The following is a 7834-nucleotide window of genomic DNA, read 5'->3' on the forward strand; positions in this document are numbered from 1 at the left end:
CGCCGCACCGGCGTCGGGGGGCGGCGCTCAGCCGCAGGTGACTCCGGCGGACTTCCAGGTGGCGGCGTCGACCATGGTGGTCGGGGCGAAGGCCTCCTTCGGGAACTCCTTGCCGTTCTTGAGCTTGTCGTACATGGTCTGCACGGCCAGGGCGCCGACGTCCTCGCCGTTGATGAACAGGGCGGCCTTCATGCCGGACGGCTTGCCCGAGCTCCAGTTCTTGCAGGCGAGGTAGGCGCCGAGGCCCACGCCGATGACGTCGTCGGCCTTGAAGCCGGCGTTCTCCAGCGCGGTCACCCCGCCTTGGACGTTCTCGTCGTTGCAGCCCCAGACCACCCAGTGCTTGACGTCCGGGTTGGCGGTGACGGTGGCCGCGATCTTGTCCTGTGCGCCGGTGGGGCTGTTGTCCGTGGGGACGTCGATGTTCTGCACCGTGGCGCCGGCCCCGGCGGCGAAGGCGTCCTTGGCCGCCTTGACGCGGTCGGTGCAGACGGTCACGTCCTGCTTCCAGGCGGAGATGGTGCGGGTCTCCGCGGCGTTCCAGCCGGCCTTCTTGAACTCGGCGGCGGCGCGCTTGCCGACCTCGCCGCCCATCTGGGCACCGCTGAAGCCGATCCGGGGAACGAGGGCGTCGGGGGGACACGAGGACGGGTCCGGTCCGGTCGTGCAGATCTGATCGTCGGAGGTGAGCAGGGCGACCTTGGCGTCCTTGGCGATCTGGGCGACCTGGGGGCCGACGGCCGGGTCGGGGACGACGACGATGAGGCCGTTGCTCTTCTGCGAGGTCGCCGACTGCGCCTCGCTGACGGTCTTGTTGGCATCGGTACCGAGGTTGACGACCTTCAGGTCGATGCCGAGTTCGTCCGCCTTGGCCTTGGCACCGGCAGCCTCTCCGACGAAGTACTCCTGGTCGCCCTGCTTCTGGAGGTACGTCAGAGAGATTCGGCCGTCGACCTTGGCGGCCTCCCCGTCGCCTTCCGGGCCCGACGTCTGCTGGCCGCTGGAGCAGGAGGCAAGCACGAGGACGGTGGCCATCCCCAGTGCGGCCGCCGCGATCGGACGCCGATGGTATTCCGTGAACATGTCATTCCCCTTGCCTGGCGACCGCGGGCGGCCGACCGGTGCGGCGTGGATCAGGTGGTGTCGCAGAGGTCGCCGCGAGGAGAAGGGAACGACGGTTCCGGTCTGGGCGGACGGCATGCGAGTGAGCGACTGGGGCACTTCAGAAGTGTTGAAGTCACCGCAGTGCACCATTAATCAACTAGACACACCACAGAAAAGCGCTGACCCCACCAAAAGTCAACATGCGAGTCCACGCCTCCGGGATCGATACTGCTCTGTTATCAGGGCCCACGCGGAGGGCGATGGCGCACTGCCGGCCACTTGCTCAGGGGCCGGGGCGCACTGCGTTCACCATCAAGGTGTTGAAATTTGTTTGTTCGGCCTCTCGGTACGGGGCGGGTCTTGCCTCTCAAGCCGGAGGCTGGGGCACGCCCCGCCGACGCGGGGCGGCGTCAGCGAAAGCGGCCGGAAACCTGCCCGTCACCCACGCCCCTCGGCGCGGGCTTTGACCCCACGGGTGCGGCTCACCGGGCCGAAGACCTCACGGTCGTTGAGGAAACCCTCGAAGGCCAGGGCGGCCGCGCCCCGGCTCACCGCGTCGTGCGGCAACGAGCTGAGCCGAAGCCTGACGGCGCGGAGAGGCTGGGCGAGGGCGTGGCCGGCCAGAGCCGCCCTCGTCTCGGCGAGGAGACGTTCGCCGAGGTGCGCGGCCACTTGGTCTCCGAGGACGAGAGTCTCGGGGTTGAGGAGGTTCACCAGGTTGCCGAGCGCCGCCCCCAGATAGGCCGCGGTCCGACTGATCACCGCGAGAGCGATCGGATCACTCTCGGCCGCCCGGGCGGCGAGCCCGGTGAGCAGCGACGCCGCGACCCCGTCGGCATCGGCGAGCAGGGGGTCGTCGGGGGCCAGCGAACGGAGGGTCTCGGTGAGGCCCGCGGTACCCACGTACGCCTCGACGCAGCCGAGGTTGCCGCAGCGGCACCGTCGGCCCTCGAAGACCAGGCAGCTGTGCCCCCACTCGCCCGCGCTGTTCGTGGCACCGCGGTAGAGCGTGCCGTCCAGGGCGAGGCCGGCCCCGACTCCGGAGCGGAGCATGACGACGACGAGGTTGTCGACGTCCCGACCGGCGCCGAACCACATCTCGGCAAGGGCGCTGGCCTTGAGCGGGTTGTCCAGGTGGACCGGGAGCTCAAGGCGCTCGGCCAGGCGGTCCCGCATCGGCACGTCCCGCCAGGCCCAGTAGGGGGAGTAGGTCGAGACGCCTCGCTCCCGCTCGACGAGCCCGGGGAGACTGATGCCGACCCCCAGGACACGGGAGCGGGGGGACTCCGCGGCAGCGAGGACGGCGCCCACGCCCGCCTCGATCAGATCGGCGATCTGATCGGGGGTCACGTCCTCGGGGGTGACGGGCCTCTCGTCGACGGCCATCTTCCCGAGCGCCAGGTCGAACAGTTCGGTGCGGACGGAGGTCTCGCCGACGTCCACGCCGACCAGGGTGCCCCGTTCCGCGTTGAGGGTGAGCAGCGCACGCGGGCGACCACCGCCGGACTGCGCGTGTCCCGCCTCGACCAGTACGCCCTCGCCGATCAGCTCGGCGGTGAGATTGGAGACGGTCGCGAACGAGAGTGCCGTTTCGGAGGCCAGGTCCTGCCGCGTCCGAGGCCCGCCGGAGGCGTGGAACCGGCGCAGCACCTCGAATCGATTGAGGCGTCTGATGTCCTGCGCACTGCGGTTGGCCACGGCCCGCCCTCTCTGGGGCCACACCCTGGCGGCCTTCCTCCAACGCTTGCACAATGTACTCCATCCACTATTTACAACAGTTAGAGGAACCGTTAGCTTTCGCAGTGGAAGGGACTCCTCACATGCACCGAACAACAGCGCTGCCCTGCGCACCCGCCCCCGGACGACTTTCCGAGGGCCCGGTCTGGGACCACCGCTCGCAAGAACTCCTCTGGGTCGACATCACCGCCGGACTCGTCCACCGCGGGATCCTCACGCAGCGGGGCGACGACAGCGATCTGCCGGACATCGCCGTCCGCGACTCCCTCGACCTCGGCGTCACCGTGGGCGCCGTCCTTCCCTCCTGGAACGGCGCGCTGCTCGCCGCGGCCGACACCTCGATCCTCGACGTGGGGCCGGAGGGGATCGCGACGATCGCCACGCTGCCGAACGGCACCGACCACGTCCGGCGGCGGTTCAACGACGCCGCCTGCGACCCCTTGGGCCGGCTCTTCGCCGGAACCATGGCACTGAGCGCCGACCCCGGCGCGGGGACCCTCTACCGCCTCGACCGGACCGGCCTCACTCCCGTCGTCGATCCGGTCACGATCTCCAACGGTCTGGGGTGGAGCCCCGGCGGCCGGCTTCTCTACTACGCCGACAGCCCCACCCGCCGGGTGGACGTGTACGACTACGACCTCCTCACGGGTACCCCCTCGAACCGCCGGCCCTTCGCACGTCTCGACCGCGGTGTGCCCGACGGGCTGACCGTCGACGCCCGCGGAAACGTCTGGGTGGCGGTCTGGGGTGCCGGCGAGGTCCGTGCCTTCGCCCCGGACGGGGCCCTCCTCACGGTGATCGAGGTTCCCACGTCGCACGTCTCCAACTGCGTCTTCGCCGGCCCCGCTCTGGACGTCCTCGTGATCACCACAGCGCGGGAGGAACTCGCCCCGGACCAACTGCGCACGCAGCGGGACGCCGGACGCCTCTTCGTCTGCCGGCCCGGCGCCGTCGGCCAGACCCCGCACCTGTACGAAGACCTCACGACGGAGCACGCCCCATGACCTCGCTCACGACCGCCCTCGCCGCGACTCCTGTGGTGGCAATCCTCCGATCCGGTTCCGCCGCCCGCTTCCCGGAAGTCGCCGAAGTCCTGTGCGCACAAGGCGTGCGGGCCGTTGAGTTCACCCTCACGACCCCGGGCGTCCTGGACGTGTTGAGGGAGTTCGCCCAGGACCTCCCCGACGGTCTCGCCCTGGGGGCCGGCACGGTCACCACGCCCCGACAGGCCGAGCAGGCCGTCGCCGCCGGCGCCCGCTATCTCATCACCCCCGCCGTCTCCGCCGACGTCATCAGGGAGGCCCGCCACCTCGGAGTACCGGTCGTCCCGGGAGCCGTCACCCCGACCGAGGTGCTCGGCGCCTGGCAGGAGGGCGCCGCGATGGTCAAGCTCTTCCCGGCCTCCTTCACCGGCGGTCCCGCCTACGTCCGCGCTCTCCGGGCCCCGCTGCCCCACGTGCCCCTCGTGCCCACCGGGGGCATATCGGTCGAGGAGGCGCCCGCCTACCTCGCGGCCGGCGCCCAGGCCGTCGGCATGGGCGGCCCCCTCGTGGGCGACGCGTGCGAGGGCGGCGAACTCGACGCCCTGCGCGAGCGCGCCGCCCGCCTCGTTTCGTCCCTCGCAGGAGCCCGGCGATGACAGGTCTCGTGACTCTGGGAGAGGCCATGCTCGCCGTCTCCCTCAGGGAAGCGGGTCCCCTCTTCCCCGGAGCGACCGCTCGCCTGTCGTTCGCCGGGGCCGAGGCGACCGTGGCCATCGGCGTCTGCCGCCAGGGCCACCGCGCCGCCTGGACCGGCGTCGTCGGCGCGGACGCAGCGGCGACGATGATCCTCACCGCCCTGCGCGCCGAGGGCGTCGACACCACCCACGTGCGCGTCGACCCCTCCTTGCCCACCGGCCTGATGCTCCGCCAGCGCCGCACCTCCGACCACATCCTGGCCTCCTACTACCGCAAGGGCCAGGCCGGAGCCGGCCTGCGCCCCGAGGACATCGACCCCGACCTCATCGCCGGCGCCGGCGTCCTGCACGTCACCGGCATCACGCCGGCGTTGGGACCCGGCCCACTGGAAGCGGTCCGCCACGCCGTGGCCGTCGCCCGGACCGCCGGGACCACCGTCTCGCTCGACGTCAACTACCGCAGCATGCTGTGGTCTCCCGCAGAGGCCACGGCTGTCCTCCGACCACTCGCGCAGGAGGCGGACATCGTCTTCGCCGGTCTCGACGAGGCCGGGCTGCTGGTGGAGACGGCGGGCGCCGCCCCGACCGCCCGGGCACTCGCGGAGCTCGGCCCACGGCAGTGCGTGATCAAGCTCGGCGCCGACGGCGCCCTCGCCCTCGTCGACGACGAGGTCTTCGTCCAGGCAGCCGTCCCGGTCACCGCAGTCGACCCCATCGGAGCCGGCGACTCCTTCGTCGCCGGATACCTGTCGGGCCTCCTGGACGGAGCCGACCCGGCCGAGAGGCTGCGTACCGCCGCGATATGCGGCGCGTTCTCCGTATCCGTCCCCGGCGACTGGGAGGGGCTCCCCCACCGCACGGAGAGCTCCCTCCTCACAGGAGACGACATCCGGCGCTGACGGTGCCACCCGTCCGCCCCGGTCCAGAACCAGAAAGGACCACCCCATGCAACGCTTCGCTGGCACCACCGCGGTCGTGACCGGCGCCGCCTCCGGCATCGGCGCGGCCAGCGCGCGCCGACTGGCGTCCGAGGGCGCCACGGTCGTCCTGGCCGACATCGCCGATGACGCCGGAGAGGGAGTCGCCGACGGAATCCGCCGGTCCGGCGGCTCCGCACTCTACGTCCACTGCGACGTCTCCTCGGAGACGGACTGGCTGCGGCTGCGTGAGCAGACCCGAGCCGTCCCCGGCCTGGTCGGCATCCTGCACAGCAACGCCTTCATGCACCGTGACGCCGCAGCACAGGATCTGGACGGCTACGGGTGGGACCGTGAACTCGCCGTCAACCTCAAGGCGCTGTTCCTCGCCGCCCGTACCTTCCTGGACGACCTGCGGCAGACGAACGGCGCGTTCGTCGCCACGTCCAGCGTGCACGCCCACTTCGGTCTGCCCGGATACCCCGCGTACGCGGCGTCCAAGGGCGGGGCGTGCGCGCTGATGCGCCAGCTCGCCGTCGAGTACGGCCCCGACGTTCGGTTCAACTCCGTCCTTCCCGGCCCCATCCTCACCGAGGTGTGGGACACCGTCTCCGAGGAGGACCGACGGCTCTCCGCGGACGCCACCGCGCTGCGCCGTCTCGGCGCCGCGGACGAGGTCGCCTCCGCGGTGGCCTTCCTCGCGTCGTCAGACGCCGCCTACATCACCGGTACCGAACTCGTCGTCGACGGCGGCTGGTCGGTCAAGAAGGATTCGAAGTGAAGATCACCTCTCTGCGCACCTACCTCGTCGCCCCCCGCTGGTGCTTCCTGCGGATCGACACCGACGAGGGCGTCACCGGCTGGGGCGAGCCCGTCGTCGAGGGCCGCGCCCACACCGTCGCCGCCGCCGTCGACGAACTCTCCGACTACCTGGTCGGGCAGGACCCGATGCGGATCGAGGACCACTGGCAGGTCCTCACCAAGGGCGGCTTCTACCGGGGCGGCCCAGTCCTCTCCAGCGCCGTCGCCGGCATCGACCAGGCCCTGTGGGACATCAAGGGCAAGGCCCTCGGCGTTCCCGTCTGGCAGCTCCTCGGCGGCCACGTCCGCGACCGCGTCCGCGTGTACAGCTGGATCGGCGGCGACCGCCCCGAGGACGTCGTGGAGCAGGCGCTCGCCAGGAGATCCGAGGGCTTCACCGCCATCAAGATGAACGCCTCACCGCAACTGGAGTTCATCGACACCCCCGTCGCGGTGCACGGCATCGTCGAACGGGTCGCGAGCATCCGGGAGGCGGTGGGCGACTCCTTCGACATCGCGGTCGACTTCCACGGGCGGCTGACCCTCCCCATGGCCCGGCGCGTGCTCCCGCTCCTGGAGCCGTACTTCCCCTTCTTCGTGGAGGAGCCGGTCGTCCCCGAGATGAGCGACCACATCGGCGAGATCGTCCGTTCCACCTCCATCCCCATCGCCACCGGCGAACGCCTCTACTCCCGCTGGGACTTCAAGAAGGTCCTCGGCCAGGGCATCGCCGTCGCCCAGCCCGACCTCTCCCACGCGGGCGGGATCTCCGAGACCCGCCGGATCGCCGCCATGGCGGAGGCGTACGACGTCTCCCTCGCCCCGCACTGCCCCCTCGGGCCCATCGCCCTCGCCTCCTGCCTCCAGGTCGGCTTCGCCACGCCCAACCTGCTCATCCAGGAGCAGAGCCTCGGCATCCACTACAACACCGGCTCCGACCTCCTCGACTACCTCGTCGACCCCTCCGCCTTCCGCTACGAGGACGGGCACGTCGCCCTCCTCACCGCACCCGGCCTCGGCATCGAGGTCGACGCGAAGGCCGTGGAGCGGGCCGCCGAGACCGGCCACCGCTGGCGCAACCCGGTCTGGCGTCACAAGGACGGCTCCTTCGCGGAGTGGTGACGAAGACCCGCGAACGGCGTGGGAAGGCCATCGTCTTCACCGACCCGTGGCCGTCGCCGGCCGCGGCCCACGCGGACGCCGTCCTCACCACCCAGGTGGCGTCCTACTCTCCGTACGACAGCCTTGCGCTGCCCTGGCGCATCCAACTCGTCCTCATCGACGAGATCCACCGCCTCAACCCCCGCACCACCACCGACGCCCCAACCGCCGACCTCATCAAAGACCTCACCGAACGCCTCCCCGCCATGTTCGTCTACGCCGGCATCAACGTCACCGACACACCCCTCTTCACCGGCACCCGCAGCGCTGAACCGGCCCCCTCCCCCGGCACGTCACCTACCTCCACCAGCGCACCGCCGGCCGCAGCGGATCCCTCACCAGACTGATCCGCCAAGCCGCCATCAGCGACGGCACCGAAGGCATCACCAAAGCCGCCCTCGACGCAGTACAACTCGACCACCTCGCCGAACAACAC

General features: G+C 71.0%; 7 protein-coding genes and 1 pseudogene. 6 read left to right on the forward strand and 2 right to left on the reverse strand.

Annotated elements, in window-relative coordinates; genetic code table 11:
* Positions 1-27 precede the first annotated feature (27 nt).
* Both EAO70_RS09155 and EAO70_RS09160 read right to left on the reverse strand, forming a co-directional pair.
* Positions 28-1083 (reverse strand): substrate-binding domain-containing protein, encoded by a 1056-nt coding sequence (locus tag EAO70_RS09155; protein ID WP_148002507.1) that lies wholly within the window; start codon positions 1081-1083, stop codon positions 28-30.
* A 459-nt stretch (positions 1084-1542) separates the two neighbouring features.
* Positions 1543-2802 carry an ROK family protein gene (locus EAO70_RS09160; RefSeq protein WP_148002508.1) on the reverse strand — a complete coding sequence of 420 codons (1260 nt, stop codon included), beginning with the start codon at positions 2800-2802 and terminating at the stop codon, positions 1543-1545.
* A 122-nt stretch (positions 2803-2924) separates the two neighbouring features.
* On the opposite strand from EAO70_RS09160, the gene EAO70_RS09165 reads away from it, so the two are divergent.
* The 6 genes and pseudogenes from EAO70_RS09165 to EAO70_RS09190 all read left to right on the forward strand — a co-directional run.
* Positions 2925-3845, forward strand: coding sequence for an SMP-30/gluconolactonase/LRE family protein (locus EAO70_RS09165; RefSeq protein WP_148002509.1), 921 nt, complete (start codon positions 2925-2927; stop codon positions 3843-3845).
* Positions 3842-4480 carry a bifunctional 4-hydroxy-2-oxoglutarate aldolase/2-dehydro-3-deoxy-phosphogluconate aldolase gene (locus tag EAO70_RS09170; protein WP_148002510.1) on the forward strand — a complete coding sequence of 213 codons (639 nt, stop codon included), beginning with the start codon at positions 3842-3844 and terminating at the stop codon, positions 4478-4480. Before EAO70_RS09165 ends, EAO70_RS09170 begins: the two co-directional genes overlap by 4 nt.
* The gene (locus EAO70_RS09175) at positions 4477-5418 is read left to right on the forward strand and encodes a sugar kinase (protein WP_148002511.1); all 942 of its coding nucleotides are present in this window, start codon (positions 4477-4479) and stop codon (positions 5416-5418) included. The genes EAO70_RS09170 and EAO70_RS09175 overlap by 4 nt, the downstream gene beginning before the upstream one ends.
* Before the next feature lie 46 nt (positions 5419-5464).
* Positions 5465-6217 (forward strand): SDR family NAD(P)-dependent oxidoreductase, encoded by a 753-nt coding sequence (locus EAO70_RS09180; protein ID WP_148002512.1) that lies wholly within the window; start codon positions 5465-5467, stop codon positions 6215-6217.
* Positions 6214-7359 (forward strand): galactonate dehydratase, encoded by a 1146-nt coding sequence (gene dgoD, locus EAO70_RS09185; RefSeq protein ID WP_148002513.1) that lies wholly within the window; start codon positions 6214-6216, stop codon positions 7357-7359. The genes EAO70_RS09180 and dgoD overlap by 4 nt, the downstream gene beginning before the upstream one ends.
* A gap of 140 nt (positions 7360-7499) precedes the next feature.
* Positions 7500-7834: pseudogene (locus EAO70_RS09190) on the forward strand (ATP/GTP-binding protein); the annotation flags it as partial.

Origin of the sequence: Streptomyces sp. adm13(2018) (assembly GCF_008042145.1) — a bacterium.
GTDB lineage: Bacteria > Actinomycetota > Actinomycetes > Streptomycetales > Streptomycetaceae > Streptomyces.